Genomic DNA, 12,534 nt, shown 5'->3' on the forward strand with positions numbered 1-12,534 from the left:
CACCATGATCGCGGGCTGCTGCAACTGCCCGCGATCATGGTGACCGGCATGCCGACGATCGAGGCGATGGCCACCAACAAGTTCTCCTCCATCTTCGGCACCGCCTCGGCGGCCGTGGCCTACGCGCGCTCGACCAAGGTCGACCGGCAGGTGGCCCTGCCCGGCGCCGCGCTGGCGGTGCTCAGCGCGGGGCTCGGCGCGTGGGCGGCGGCGTCGATCTCGGCCGAGGTGCTGCGGCCCGCCGTCATGGTCGTGCTGCTGGCCGTGGCGGCGTTCGTGACGCTGCGACCGGCCATGGGCGCCGTGCCGGAGCCGCACCTGCGCACCCGGGGCCGGGTGATCGCGGCGGTGGCCACGGCCGGGGCGGGCATCGCCTTCTACGACGGCATCCTCGGGCCCGGCACGGGAACGTTCCTCATCATCGCCTTCACCGCCATCCTCGGGCTGGACTTCGTCTCGGCCTCCGCGTCCGCGAAGATCATCAACATCGGGACGAACCTGGGGGCGCTGCTGGTGTTCGGGGCGCAGGGGCACGTGCAGTGGGCCCTGGGGCTGGGCATGGCGGTGTGCAACGTGGCCGGGGCCCAGCTCGGCGCGCGCATGGCGCTCAGGCGGGGCGCCGCCTTCGTACGGGTCGTCCTGCTGTGCGTGGTGGCGGCCATGGTGGTCAGGCTGGGCTGGCAGGAGTTCGCCTGATCACGGCTGCGGTCGGCGATCCGGCTCGCCGAGGTCGCCTGCCGTCGCGTGGTGGTCAGGCGGCGGGCTTCCCGGCGCGGGTGCGCAGGGCCGTGGCGGCCAGCGCCACGAACGCCGCCAGCAGCGCGGGGATGGCCAGCGCCCGGGGCAGCCCGCCCAGTTCGGCGGCGGCCCCGATGAGCACCGGCCCCGACAGGAAACCGAGATATCCGATGGCCGCCGTCCGCGCCAGCGCCCGGCCCGCGTAGGCGGGGTCGCGGTGCCCGGCGGCGGAGAACACCTGCGGCACGATGCACGACAGCCCCGCCCCGAAGCAGGCGAACCCGATCACGCCGGCCACCGGATGCCCGCCCAGCAGCGCCACGCCCAGCCCCGCGGCCGCCAGCAGCCCGCAGCCGCGCACCAGCGTCACCGCTCCCAGCCTGGCGGCCAGCCGGTCGCCCGCCAGCCGCCCCGCGGTCATGGTGACGGAGAAGGCGGCGTATCCGGCGGCGGCGAACCCGGGGGAGGCGCCCAGGTCCTCGTGCAGGTAGACCGAGCTCCAGTCGGCCGCGGCGCCCTCGCCCACCAGGCAGCAGAACGCCAGCACGCCCAGGAACACGATCCCCTTGGGCGGCCTGCCGCCGCTGTGCCCGTCGCCGTGCGTCTCGGGAGCCGGGCGCAGCGCCCAGCGCGCCGCCCACACCGCCAGCACGACGATCACCGCTCCCACCGACACGAACGTGGTCGCGGGCGTCAGCGACAGGTGCGCGAACACGCCGCCCGCCGCGGCTCCGGAGAACCCGCCGATGCTGAAGACCGCGTGGAACGACGACATGACCGGCCGGCCGGAGGCCCGCTCGACCTGTACGGCGTTGGCGTTCATGGACACGTCGAGCACGCCGTGCACGAGCCCGAACACCAGCAGCGTGCCGGCCAGCACGCCCAGATCGCCCGCGAAGGCGGGCGGCACCAGCACCACGCCCTGCGCCAGCGCGGCCGGGGTCATGACGCGGGCGCTGCCGTACCGGTCCACCAGCCGGCCCACCACCGACATGCCGGCGACCGCGCCGGCCGCGATGGCCAGCAGGGCGAGGCTGAGCCGGCCCTCGCTGAGCCCCAGCTCGTCCTTGATGGCGGGGATGCGCGCCGTCCAGGTGCCGATGGCCGCGCCGCACAGGAAGAACAGCAGGTGTACGGCCGTGCGCTCGCGTCTCATCCGGCCTGCCTGACCGTCACGCCGGCCGCCGAGAGGGCCTCGCGCTCCCCGGGCGGGATGCCGGAGTCGGTCACCACGACGTCGAGGCGGGAGATGGGGCAGACCGCGCCGAAGGCCGTACGGGTGAACTTGCCCGAGTCGCAGGCCACGATCACCCGCCGCGCCGAGGCGATGGCCGCCTGTTTGACGGCGACCTCGGGCAGGTCGTGCGCGGTCAGCCCGTGCTCGGCCGACAGGCCGCAGCAGCCGATCACGGCGGTGTCGAAGCGCAGCGCCTCGATGGAGCTCTCGGTGAGGGGGCCCATGAAGTTCAGCTCGCCCTGGCGCACCTCGCCGCCGGGCAGCACCAGGCGCACGCGCGGCGCGGTGGCCAGCAGCGAGACCGCCTGCAGCGCCAGCGGCAGCACGGTCAGGCGGCGGCCGGTCAGGGCGCGGGCCACCTCCAGCGCGGTCGTGCCGCCGTCGAGCACGACCGCCTCGCCGTCGGCGATCAGGGACGCCACCTCCGCGCCGATGTGCTGCTTGGCCTCCACGGCCTCGCGCTCGCGCACGCCGAACGGCGGTTCCTCGCCGCGCAGCAGCAGTGACAGCGCGCCGCCCCTGACCCGGCGCACCACCCCCTGCTGCGCCAGCTCGTCCAGGTCCCGCCTGATCGTCATCTCCGACACGCCGTGTTCGGCGGCCAGCTCGGCGACGGAGACGCTGTCGTTGACCCGCAGGGCGTTCATGATGGCCCGCAAACGATCCATGTGTTCATACAAACATGACATGTGTGCGCAATACAATGTCGGCATGCGTGCCAGCCGCCTGCTCTCGCTGCTCCTGCTCCTGCAGTCGCGCGGCCGCATGACCGCGCCCGAGCTGGCGGCCGAGCTCGAGGTGTCGGTGCGCACGGTCTACCGCGACGTCGAGGCGCTGTCGGCGGCCGGTGTGCCGGTCTACGCCGACCGCGGCCCGGCGGGCGGCTACCAGCTGCTCGACGGCTACCGCACCCGGCTCAACGGGCTGACCTCCGAGGAGGCCCATTCGCTGTTCCTGGCGGGGCTGCCCGGCCCGGCCGCCGAGCTGGGGCTGGCGGAGGTGGCGGCCAACGCGGAGCTGAAGCTGCTGGCGGCGCTGCCGCCCGAGCCGCGTTCGCACGCCTCGCGGATGCGCGAGCGGTTCCTGCTGGACGTGCCGGGCTGGTACCGCACGAGCGACGACGTGCCGCACCTGAGCGAGGTGGCCGAGGCGGTGTGGGAGCAGCGGCCGCTGCGCATGACCTACCGCCGGTGGGGGCCGCGCGAGGTCGAGCGGGTGATCCATCCGTACGGGCTGGTGCTCAAGGGCGGGTCCTGGTACATGGTCGCCGCCCCGCCCGGCGGGGATCCCCGTACGTACCGGGTGGCGCGCATCCTGGCCCTGGAGACGCTGCCGGGGGCCTTCAGCCGTCCGGAGGGGTTCGAGCTGGGCGGGTTCTGGCGGGCGTACGCCAAGGAGTTCCGTGAGCGCATGTACACCGCCGAGGTCGTCATCAGGCTGGCTCCGGGCAGGGGCGACCTGCTGGCGTACACGATGGGGGCCGACGTCGTCGGCGCGGCGCTGGCCGCGGCGGGCGAGCCCGACCCCGAGGGGTGGCTGACGCTGACCGTGCCGGTCGAGTCGCTCACGCACGCCCGCTGGCTGCTGCTGCGCATGGGCGCCGACGTCGAGGTGCTGGAGCCGGCGCAGCTGCGGGCCCTCATGCGGGAGGCGGTCGCCGAGCTCGGCAAGCTGTACGAATAATGAGGCGAGATCCGGGTGCGGTTCTGCCAGCATTCCGGCATGGACCTTCTCGCAATCATCGGCGCGTGCGTCCTGGTGGCCATGGCGCCAGGAATGAGCACGGCCGTCATCCTGCGCCAGACGTTGCGCGCCGGCCGCGGCTCCGGCCTGGCCGCCGCACTCGGCAACGAGACCGGCATCCTGCTGTGGGGGCTGAGCGCGGCCTTCGGCCTGTCGGCCCTGCTCGTGGCCTCGCAACTGGCCGACGACACCATGCGGGTCGTGGGCGCGGTGGTGCTGGTCGTCATGGGCGCGCAGGCGCTGTGGCAGGCCCGCGAGGGGGTGGCGCAGCCCTCCGAGGGCGAGGCGGCGCCCGGACTGCGCGGGCCCTGCCCTTCCGGACTGGGCACGTGCCTGGCCAATCCGAAGGCGGCGGTGCCCGCGGTGCGGCGCAGGCTGGAGCAGGTCTCCGGCGCGGTGCTGATCGGGCTGGGCGTCCGGCCGGCGGCGGAGTCACCATGACACTCTGGTACGCCGAGCGCGGCGAGGGAGAGCCCGTGGTCCTGCTGCACTCCACGGCGGCCGACTCCGGCATGTGGGACGCGCAGCGGGACGCGCTGTCCGAGCGGTTCCGGGTGATCACCGTGGATTTCCGCGGGTACGGACGCAGCCCCTACCGTGCCGACGGCCCCTACAGTGACAGCGGTGACGTGGCCCGCCTGCTGGCCGCGCTGGAGATCAGCCGCGCGGCGCTGGTCGGCTCGTCGGGCGGGGGTATGGTGGCGCTGGAGCTGGCCGCGGCGGGGCTGGCGAACCGGCTGGTGCTGTTGAACCCGCTGTCCACCCTGGAGCCCACGCCGGACCTGCGGGCGTTCTGGGACGAGGAGGAACGCCTGCTGGAGCAGGGCGACGTGCAGGGGGCGGCCGAGCTGAACGCGCGCACTCTGCTCGGCCCCGAGGCCTCACCCGGCGCACGGGAGCGGCTGGTGGCGATGCAGCGCCACGCCTTCGAGGTGCAGCTGGCCGCCGACCCGGAGCCCGAGCAGGTCGAGGGGGAGGTGTCGCCGGGGGCGATCGACGTGCCGGCGCTGGTGGTGTCCGGAGGGCGCGACCTGCCGTACTTCGCGGACTCCGCGCGCCACCTGGCCGCCGAGCTGCCCAGGGCGCGGCTGGTGGAGCTGGAGTGGGCCGGGCACCTGCCGGCGCTCGAACGCCCTGAGGAGATCAACGCGCTGCTGCTGGATTACCTTTAGGTCATGACGAACGACCTGGCGACCCTCATGAGGCAGGCGCAGGACGACGATCCGCTGCGGGCCCTGCACGCCACGACCGCGCTGCGCCGCGAGATCGAGCGTCTGGAGGCGGTCCAGGTGCGCAAGGCGCGGGTGGCGGGGCTGGCCTGGGCGCAGATCGCCGAGGCGATCGGCGTGAGCAAACAGGCCGTGCACAAGAAGTACGGCCGCGGCTAGGCCTTCCACCGGCCGGCGAACCAGCGCAGCGCGATCTGCCAGGAGTAGCCGCGCCGGATGCGTTCGGCCACGTCGGGCGGCAGCGTGTCCAGGCCGCGGTGTTCCAGCAGCACCTCGGTGCCGCCCGCGACGGGGGTGAAGGACACCTCGATCTCCATCCGCCCGGTCCGGTTGATCAAATCGGCCCACACCAGGCGGTGCGGCGGCTCCCAGGCGAGCACCCTGCCCGTGTCGACGTGAGCGCCGTCGGACCACAGCTCACGCAGATGGCCGTCCTCGAAGCGGATGCCGACGGCGCGCTCGGGGTCGACCCAGCTGTGGGGGCCGCGTACCCACCAGCTGTCGATCTCGTCGGTGAAGATGCGGAACGCGTCCGCCGGTTCGACGGGGACGGTGACGCCGGCCTGAACGGAGCTCATCCGCCGCGCTCCACGTGGTCCTTGAACGAGCCGAGCTGCTCGGCCCAGAACGCCTGCACCTGGTCGAGCCAGGACTGCAGCGCCGTGAACGGCTCGCGGCGCAGGGTGTAGAGGCGCAGCCGGGCGTCGTCGCCGCCGGCCGCGGCCTCCACGAGACCGCCCGCCCGCAGCACCCGCAGGTGCCTGCTGAGGGCGGGAGCGCTCATCTGCACGGCCTGCGCGAGCTCGCCGGCCGGGCGTGGGCCGTCGCGCAGCAGCTCGATGACCTTGCGCCGGGTGGGGTCGGCGAGTGCCGCGAGCGTGCCGTCCAGTTCGTTAACGTGATTGTTAATGATTGCCTACTTCCGTTAGGCTTTCTCGTGCTTAACGCTAGCGACAATTATTGCGGAGGTATGCCCATGCCCGCCGATCTCGGTTACTACACCCTGTCCGTCCCGGACCTCGACCGCGCCGCCGCCTTCTACGGGCCGCTGCTCGGCTGGGAGTTCAGGCGCGAGCGCGACACCTACCTGCACGTCACGAACACCGCCGTGCCCATGGGCTTCGTCGCCGGCGAGCCCAGCACGCAGCCCGACCTCTACTACCACGTGGCCGACATCGACCGGGCCGTCGAGCAGGTGCGCACGCTGGGCGGCAGCACGGGGGAGGTGTTCTCCGGCAGGTCGGGGCGCGGCTGTTCCTGCACCGACGACCAGGGCGCCCAGATCAGCCTGTGGCAGCCGGCCCCCGGGTTCGGCTGATCCGGAACTCAGCCCGGCGTGGCGACCGTGGTGATGCCCAGGGTGCTCGTCATGGGCAGCAGTCCTGCCTCGAACACCGCGCCCAGGAACGGCGAGACGAGCTGGGCCAGCCGCTCGGCGCGCTCATCCCCGAGCACCCGCCACGGCTGCGCCGCCAGCTCGTCCGTCATCAGCTCCACCCGCTCGCGCAGCGCCCTGCCCTGCTCGGTGGCCTCACCGCCGGGGCCGACCAGGCCGCGCCCGGCCAGCCGTTCCCGCGCGGCGGCCCACTCCTGCTCGCTCCATCCGCGCGAGGCGAAGTTCGCCACGGGAGCGGCTCCGATCGCCGCGAACGACACCAGCGACTCGCACGGGTCCAGCTCCGCGGCCTGCAGCGCCGCCAGATGACCGTCACCCCGGTGCTCGCGCAGCACGGTGGCGGCCCGCCACAGCACCAGATGCGGCTCCTCGGGCCAGGGCAGATCGAGGTTGGCCGCGGCGAGCGGGCGTCCTGCGACCGTCACGCTCTCGGCCGCCCTCCTGGCCAGCTCCGCCGCCTCGGCCGCTTCGGGGCCGTCGGCCTTGCCGCCCATCAGGTCGCGGTACGTCCTGTCGACCGCCGCCAGCCGGGCCGCCAGCACCTGCCCGGGCGTGGCCACGTCCCACACGGCCGGCACGTGCTCGGCCACCGTTCGCGGGCTGAAGCTGTAACACGCGGCCGTGGCCAGCCCCGTGCCGGCCTGCCCGAGCGGGGCCATGCGGTAGGCGAAGTAGCTCGGCCAGCGTGACTCGACGTCGTATCCGAGGGCCGCGGCCGCCTCGAATGCTTGAGGGGAGAAGTACACCGCGGCGTGGACCGGCTCGAGCTGGTGCCACATGCGGCGGGCGAGCCTGGACAAGGCGCTCATGGGGATGTCCTCACTATCTAGATAAGGTATGACGGTGACGATAGAGGCATGGCGCATCACTGGTCAATCGCAAATAGACAGTTATGTCGGACGGTGGGTGGAACTGGCCGTTCTGCTGGTGAACGAACTGGCCGTCACCCAGGCCCGCGGCCGGCCGGTCGAGCTGCCCGCCGCCCGGCCCGCGTACCCGTCTGCGGGCCCGTCTGCGGGTCCGTCTGCGGGTCCGTCTGCCGGTCCGTCTGCCGGTCCGTCTGCTGGGCGGCGCGTCGCCCTCGAAGCCGCCTTCGCCCGGAGCGCCTGGACCCCGGCCCCACCGCCTGGCCCCGGCCCGTCCCGCAGCGGCTCGGACACCGTCCCGCACTTGGGCCGCACCGGCGCGGCCGGCTCCGCGTCCGGCGACAGTGCGGTGGGCATCGGCCGGGCGTTGACGGACGAGGAGGCCGACCGGCTGGCCGACCTGGCCGCCGAACTGCACCCCGCCTTCACCGGCGCCTCCGGCGCGATCGCCACGCTCAACCAGTGCCTGGTACGTCACGCCGCCGTGCCCAGCCTGCACGGCGATCCGCCGCGGCTGGCCTTCCACCGGCCGGAGGCGGACCGGGTGGACGCCTGGGCCGCCGACGCCGCGACGTCGCTGGCCATGGTGATCGGCGTCGGACAGGGCCTGCGGTTGCGCTCATGCGAGGCGAACGGTTGCGACCTCGTGTTCTTCGACGTCACAAGGAACGCCTCGCGCCGGTTCTGCGGCCTCCCCTGCCAGAATCGCGCCAAGGCCAGCGCCTACCGGGCCCGCCGCCGCGGATAGCCCGCATCCGCCCGCCGAGAGCAGTCCGCGGCGTCGCCGCGCAGGCCCTGGCCGCGCGGAGGTCATGGTCCGTCACGCGACGGTACCTCCGGCTCACCGGGCCAGGACATGACGGCTGCCGCCCGTCAGGGCAGGATCTCGTGCAGCCAGGCGCGCTCGGCGCGGCTGGTGGCGCGCGCGACGATGAGCATGCCGCGGCGGTAGGGGTCGTCCACGTCCCGCGAGAGCAGGGGCTGGTCACCGTCGTAGAAGAAGCTGGCGGGCTGCTCCAGGAACTCCAGCCGTCGGCGCAGCACGGCGTGCTGGTCGGCGACATCTGGGAGCAAGGACAGGAAGGCGAGGAGGGTGAAGTAGCGAGTGCTGTCGGTGATGTCCTGGTCGGCCGGCTCCCTCAGCCGACGCAGCAGTTCGGCCCGGCCGCTGCCGGTCAGGCTGAGCACCTGGCGCTGCGCCGCGGAAACTCCCGGTTCGGTGCGCCGTTCCAGGAAACCGGATCTCACCAGGCGGTTGATCGCCGGGTAGAGGCTTCCGTCGCTGACGGGGCGGGTGTGGCCGGACAACGCCGCCACCCGTCGCCGCAGCTCGTATCCATGCAGCGGCGTGTCGGCCAGGAACCCCAGGATGGCCAGCTCGAGCATGCTGCTATCGTGCCACATCGAAACGAGGTACATCGAATCGATACAGGGAGAGTCACGTGACCTACTCCGAGGAGTGGGTGACCGCACGCGCCCAGGCCGCCTACGAACGAGGGCAGGCCTCATTCGCGATCCACCCGGAACGCTCAGCGATGCTCGTCATCGACATGCAGGACGAGTTCGTCCGGCCTGGCTGGAGTCCGTACTGGGTGCCGGCCGCCACCCGCATGGCCCCCCGGCTGCGCCGCCTCATCGACCACTGCCGGAACGCCGGCGTACCAGTGATCTGGACCATCTTCGATGACACCCACCTCGGCCTGGACCGCCCTCACGCTCTGCGCTATCTCCCGCACGCCGACACCGACTGGCGCCGGCCCGGGCCGGCGACCGTGTGGGACCAGATGGGTTACCGCGACGACGAGGTCCTCATCCGCAAACCTTCCTACGGCGCCTTCTACGACACCCCGCTCGACACCATCCTGCGCAACCTCGGCCGCGACACCGTCATCGTGTCCGGCACGCTGACCAACTACTGTTGCGGCACCACGGCGCGGCAGGCGTACGAGCGGGGTTATCGGGTCGTGTTCGGCGCGGACGTCACCGCCACCGACGACGAGTCCCGCCAGGAACCCGAACTCGCAGTCCTGCGCAAGGGCTTCGCGCTGGTGCTGCCGGCCGCGAAGATCGCAGACCACCTGACCGGAGCGGAGCCAAGCACCGGCGGCAGGCGGCCTCGCGACGACAACCGGCAGGCGTGATGACCCCGCTGCGCGCTCCCGTACCGTATGTGTCCGGCCCGTCCCCGATGGAGGGCGGGCCGGAGTGTGGGCGGTGAGCGGTGCGATCAGCCGCTCTTGGCCTTGGCGTAGTCGGCGGCGCCGCCCGCGAAGTCGTAGACGACGGCCGGCCGGTCGCCGACGACCCAGGCGTCGTGCCCCGGCGGGCAGACGAAGACCTCGCCAGGCCCCACCTCGGCCTCGGTTCCGTCGTTCATGCGGATGCGCAGGCGTCCCTCGGCGACGAACCCGTTGTGATGGACCTCGCACAGGTCCGTGCCCGCGATCGGCTTGACCGAGGCCGACCAGCGCCAGCCCGGCTCGAACGTGGCGACGCCGAAGGTGAGCCCGCTGAGGTGGCACACCTCCAGGTGGCCCATCGGGAAGTCGCGGCGTTCGTCCGGCTTGTCGATGCTCTTCACTTCGATCATGACGTTGCCCCCTTCCGTCAGGTCCAGTCTTACACCGCCGGGATGCCGTCACAAGCCGCGTGAGCTGGGCGAACGCTATAATACGCGGCTTCAGGAGGGGCGCTGGACCCGGTAGGTGGACTGGACGACTCCCGCGCCGAACACCTGGGTCGACACGTGGGCGAGCGGGATGTCCCCGCCGACCGGGCCGAACAGCGGCAGCCCGGTGCCCAGCAGCACCGGGACCGTCGTCAGGGTCATCTCGTCGATCAGCCCGGCGCGCAGGAAGGCGCGGATCACCTGACCGCCGTCGACGTAGACGCCCTTGGCGCCGCGCTCGGTCAGGTGCCGCAGGAGCGCGCCGAGGTCGCGGTGGACGGTGACGCGGGGGTCGGCGTCCTCGGGCAGGGTGCTGCTGAGCACGGCTACGTGCTTGTCCGCGTGCGGCCACGGGTCGTAGGTCAGGCCGGGTTCGTACGTGCCGCGTCCCATGACGACGGTGTCGATGTCCTTGATGAACGCGTTGTAGCCGAGGTCGTCGCCTGCGGCCTCGCCCCGGCTGGTGAGCCAGTGCAGGTCGCCGTCCTCGCGGGCGATGAACCCGTCGAGGCTGATGCCGATGAAGACCTTGCAGGTGAACGGACGGTGGCTGGTCAAGAGCGTCTCCCTATTAGTAAACGTGCGTTCGTTTACTAATATACTGCGGTCGGAGCCTCTGGTGGTGACGTTTCCCCCGGAACGTTGGATCGCGATGAGTCTGCGGACAAAACCGAGCCGGCCGTCAGAGTTTCCACCCGTGTCACCAGCACGATGCCTGGCGGTGTGCTGCCTCAAGGTGGCGGAAGGCGTGGGCGGTGGAATGACCGCCGCACGACCATTGACGCCGTCGTGAGGACGGCGGGTGCGGGCCCGCCGTCCTCCGGTACCGCGGCCGGGACCTTCCGGCTATTTGTCCTTGGTGAGGATGGCCCGGTAGGCCGGGTTCTTGTGCGGCGAGCGGTGCGGGCCGTCGCCGAACTCGTCCGCGACCAGGTCCCACCAGCCGTACTGTTCGAGGTAGACGAGGTCGAAGAGCATGATGCCGTGCGTCTTGGACAGCGCCATCCGCAGCGCTTCGCGGAACTTGTCCGGCTTGCCCTCGTACTGCAAGGGGTAGAGACTCGCGTACGTGAAGGTGGCCTCGTCGATCGCCTCGGTGGCGAGTTCGGCGGAGCCCTCGACCGAGTACCAGGGAGCGGGCTGCCCCTCGGCCACCGCTTCCTCCTTCGTGACCGCGGTGAAGTAGGTCCCGGTCATCAGGAAGTCCATCGTCTCGGCGTATCCGGTCTTGTGATAGTCCTCGCTCGCCCAGTCGTAGGGCGGGTGGTAGCGGCGGCTGCCCCAGTTGACGCCTTCCGCGTAGTACTCCGGATACCAGGCCCCGACGTAGTCGGTGTAGATCAGGTCCGGGTCGATGCCGTGGACGAGTTGCCCGGCCTGCTTGAAGAACTGCTGGATGTTGCCCGCGCGCCACTCGATCCACTTCTTGTAGAGCGGGCCCTCGACGCGCTTCTGGGTGAAGCCGTCCAGCTCGTACTGGAACACGTCGGCGGGCCAGTTCTGGACCGCGCGGCCGAGGTGACGTTCGAACGCCTGGCGGCTGGCGTCGCTGAAGTCCGCGTCGACATTGGAGTAGCGGGTGCGGTCCAGCGAGATGCCGTCCACGTCGTACTTCCGGACGATCTCCTCGATCACCTTCAGCTCGTAACGCTGCACGTCCTGGTTGATCGGGTTCACGAACGTGGCGAACGACGAGTGCTCGGCGGCCGGGACGATCGAGGTCTCGGCGGAGACCTCGGCCGCGTCGCCCACGTGCAGGTGGCCCAGCAGCCAGTCGGCCGCGGCGCCGTGGCCGGAGAGCACGTAACCGTCGTCGGGCACCGCCACCGCCGGGGCTCCGCCCCGGCGGTCGGTCACCTCGGTCACCTGGCCGGCCCGGACCTGTACCTCGACACCCCACTGATTCGCCGGCGACGCGTCGTACTTCGCCGGCGTGTAGGCGACCAGCCGCTGCTCATCGCGCGCGACGTCGACTCCTGACAGCGGGAAGGTCGTGCCGTCGGGCGCGGCCACCGTCCGCTTGGCGTACTGGTAGTGGGTCTGCCACTCGGGATGTTCGAACGCAGGCCCGTCCTTGGAGGCGTTGTGGCCCTCGCTGAAGACGTTGACCGCGGCGATCACGTCGAGCCCGGCCGCGTGCCCCTCCTCGACGACGGTGCGCAGCAGGTCGTAGCCTGCCGGGTATCCCTGGTACGACGGAATTTCGGTGGTCGACAGGTGTGGCGCGACCGCCGAGTCGTAGGCGACGTAGCCGGTGTAGTTCTTCACGTCCACGACGACGGTGTCGAAGCCCGCCGCGGCGGTCTTCGCGACGATGTCCCGCACCTCTTCGCGGGTGTCGAGCCGCTTCAGGTTCGCCGCGAGGTCGTACCAGAGGATCCGGGACTGCCAGTACTTGTGGCCGTACAGGCTTTCGAGCAGTTCGTGGCGCGCCCGGTCGGTCGCCGGTGACGCGCTCACCGGCGGCGACGACGACGCGACGAGCGCCACCGCGAGGCCGGCGACGGCGACGAGCCGACGGAACAGGCCGCCGGTGTTTCCAGCCCGTGGGTAGCGGGGGGTGAGCATCCGCATAGGACTCCCATCTCAAAGCGGATCGAGCAAACGAAGAGAGCGGACGGGTCGGCATGAGGGTGATCTGGGCCGCACTCGACATG

At 71.9% G+C, this 12,534-nt stretch carries 17 protein-coding genes; 8 read left to right on the forward strand and 9 right to left on the reverse strand.

Translation table 11 applies throughout. The annotated features are described in order from the left end of the window. A partial coding sequence (locus E1295_RS33010; protein ID WP_132636582.1) for a sulfite exporter TauE/SafE family protein occupies positions 1-696 on the forward strand: 696 nt, incomplete at its 5' end. 55 nt (positions 697-751) lie between these two features. Here E1295_RS33010 and E1295_RS33015 read toward each other — a convergent pair. Both E1295_RS33015 and E1295_RS33020 read right to left on the reverse strand, forming a co-directional pair. After that, a complete protein-coding gene (locus tag E1295_RS33015; protein WP_132636584.1) occupies positions 752-1,894 on the reverse strand; it encodes an MFS transporter in 1,143 nt (380 codons plus the stop codon). After that, positions 1,891-2,643, reverse strand: a complete 753-nt coding sequence (locus E1295_RS33020; RefSeq protein ID WP_246080624.1) for a DeoR/GlpR family DNA-binding transcription regulator — start codon at positions 2,641-2,643, stop codon at positions 1,891-1,893. The genes E1295_RS33015 and E1295_RS33020 overlap by 4 nt, the downstream gene beginning before the upstream one ends. Before the next feature lie 43 nt (positions 2,644-2,686). On the opposite strand from E1295_RS33020, the gene E1295_RS33025 reads away from it, so the two are divergent. Genes E1295_RS33025 through E1295_RS33040 form a run of 4 tightly spaced genes read left to right on the forward strand, consistent with a single transcriptional unit; the run spans position 2,687 to position 5,106 of the window. Continuing rightward, a complete protein-coding gene (locus tag E1295_RS33025) occupies positions 2,687-3,658 on the forward strand; it encodes a helix-turn-helix transcriptional regulator (RefSeq protein WP_132636588.1) in 972 nt (323 codons plus the stop codon). A gap of 39 nt (positions 3,659-3,697) precedes the next feature. Continuing rightward, on the forward strand, positions 3,698-4,159 hold the full coding sequence (locus tag E1295_RS33030; RefSeq protein WP_132636590.1) for a LysE family translocator: 462 nt from the start codon (positions 3,698-3,700) through the stop codon (positions 4,157-4,159). After that, positions 4,156-4,890 (forward strand): alpha/beta fold hydrolase, encoded by a 735-nt coding sequence (locus tag E1295_RS33035; protein ID WP_132636592.1) that lies wholly within the window; start codon positions 4,156-4,158, stop codon positions 4,888-4,890. The genes E1295_RS33030 and E1295_RS33035 overlap by 4 nt, the downstream gene beginning before the upstream one ends. A gap of 3 nt (positions 4,891-4,893) precedes the next feature. Beyond that, a complete protein-coding gene (locus E1295_RS33040; protein WP_132636594.1) occupies positions 4,894-5,106 on the forward strand; it encodes a hypothetical protein in 213 nt (70 codons plus the stop codon). Here the strand turns inward: E1295_RS33040 and E1295_RS33045 are convergent. Continuing rightward, on the reverse strand, positions 5,103-5,525 hold the full coding sequence (locus E1295_RS33045; RefSeq protein ID WP_132636596.1) for an SRPBCC domain-containing protein: 423 nt from the start codon (positions 5,523-5,525) through the stop codon (positions 5,103-5,105). The two genes, E1295_RS33040 and E1295_RS33045, sit on opposite strands and share 4 nt — an antisense overlap. Beyond that, a complete protein-coding gene (locus tag E1295_RS33050; protein WP_342775932.1) occupies positions 5,522-5,860 on the reverse strand; it encodes an ArsR/SmtB family transcription factor in 339 nt (112 codons plus the stop codon). Before E1295_RS33050 ends, E1295_RS33045 begins: the two co-directional genes overlap by 4 nt. Positions 5,861-5,923: 63 nt before the next feature. On the opposite strand from E1295_RS33050, the gene E1295_RS33055 reads away from it, so the two are divergent. Beyond that, positions 5,924-6,265, forward strand: a complete 342-nt coding sequence (locus E1295_RS33055) for a VOC family protein (RefSeq protein ID WP_132636600.1) — start codon at positions 5,924-5,926, stop codon at positions 6,263-6,265. An 8-nt stretch (positions 6,266-6,273) separates the two neighbouring features. On the opposite strand, the gene E1295_RS33060 is transcribed toward E1295_RS33055, so the two are convergent. Further along, complete coding sequence (locus E1295_RS33060; RefSeq protein ID WP_132636602.1) at positions 6,274-7,152, reverse strand: SCO6745 family protein; 879 nt, start codon at positions 7,150-7,152, stop codon at positions 6,274-6,276. 361 nt (positions 7,153-7,513) lie between these two features. On the opposite strand from E1295_RS33060, the gene E1295_RS51290 reads away from it, so the two are divergent. After that, positions 7,514-7,957 (forward strand): CGNR zinc finger domain-containing protein, encoded by a 444-nt coding sequence (locus tag E1295_RS51290; RefSeq protein ID WP_246080626.1) that lies wholly within the window; start codon positions 7,514-7,516, stop codon positions 7,955-7,957. A gap of 125 nt (positions 7,958-8,082) precedes the next feature. Here E1295_RS51290 and E1295_RS33070 read toward each other — a convergent pair whose 3' ends face one another. Then, positions 8,083-8,595 carry a PadR family transcriptional regulator gene (locus E1295_RS33070; protein ID WP_166427517.1) on the reverse strand — a complete coding sequence of 171 codons (513 nt, stop codon included), beginning with the start codon at positions 8,593-8,595 and terminating at the stop codon, positions 8,083-8,085. A gap of 56 nt (positions 8,596-8,651) precedes the next feature. On the opposite strand from E1295_RS33070, the gene E1295_RS33075 reads away from it, so the two are divergent. Next, entirely contained in the window at positions 8,652-9,350 is a 699-nt protein-coding gene (locus E1295_RS33075; RefSeq protein ID WP_132636608.1) for a cysteine hydrolase family protein, read from the forward strand. Positions 9,351-9,436: 86 nt separating this feature from the next. On the opposite strand, the gene E1295_RS33080 is transcribed toward E1295_RS33075, so the two are convergent. From E1295_RS33080 to E1295_RS33090, 3 genes are all read right to left on the reverse strand, one after another. Continuing rightward, on the reverse strand, positions 9,437-9,799 hold the full coding sequence (locus tag E1295_RS33080) for a cupin domain-containing protein (protein ID WP_132636610.1): 363 nt from the start codon (positions 9,797-9,799) through the stop codon (positions 9,437-9,439). A gap of 90 nt (positions 9,800-9,889) precedes the next feature. Then, positions 9,890-10,435 (reverse strand): dihydrofolate reductase family protein, encoded by a 546-nt coding sequence (locus tag E1295_RS33085; RefSeq protein WP_132636612.1) that lies wholly within the window; start codon positions 10,433-10,435, stop codon positions 9,890-9,892. 288 nt (positions 10,436-10,723) lie between these two features. After that, positions 10,724-12,451: an alpha amylase family protein gene (locus E1295_RS33090; RefSeq protein ID WP_132636614.1), complete on the reverse strand. Its 1,728-nt coding sequence runs from the start codon at positions 12,449-12,451 to the stop codon at positions 10,724-10,726. Positions 12,452-12,534: the final 83 nt, after the last annotated feature.

The organism is Nonomuraea mesophila, from assembly GCF_004352805.1.
GTDB lineage: Bacteria > Actinomycetota > Actinomycetes > Streptosporangiales > Streptosporangiaceae > Nonomuraea > Nonomuraea longispora.